Source organism: Paenibacillus agri, from assembly GCF_013359945.1.
In the GTDB taxonomy this organism is placed as follows: Bacteria; Bacillota; Bacilli; order Paenibacillales; family Paenibacillaceae; genus Paenibacillus_AQ; species Paenibacillus_AQ agri.
The window spans coordinates 1-243 of sequence record NZ_JABWCS010000040.1; the positions used below are offsets into that span (position 1 = coordinate 1).

The 243-nt window shown below is 55.1% G+C and carries 1 protein-coding gene; it reads right to left on the minus strand.

Annotated elements, in window-relative coordinates; all coding sequences use genetic code 11:
- Positions 1-243 (minus strand): transposase (locus HPT30_RS31235; RefSeq protein WP_175369641.1); only part of this gene is annotated, 243 nt, incomplete at both ends.

Consider the following 243-nt stretch of genomic DNA (forward strand, 5'->3'; position numbering starts at 1 on the left):
ATCGCCATCTTCTTCATGTTCTGCACGGCTGCCGTCATCAGTGCTTGTTCGCTGACGTTTGGCAGTCCGCGCAACCGACAATAGCGAAACCCGTGGAGCTCTTTAGCATCCGCGAAGCTTCCCTCTATCGTCTCTTTTCGTTTGCGGTATAACTGTTTTCCCGACCGACTCAGTCGGTTGCTCCGGACCCATTCTTTGCTGTCCTCCCAGACATGCCGGGTTACCACCTTCCGGTGGTTTCGG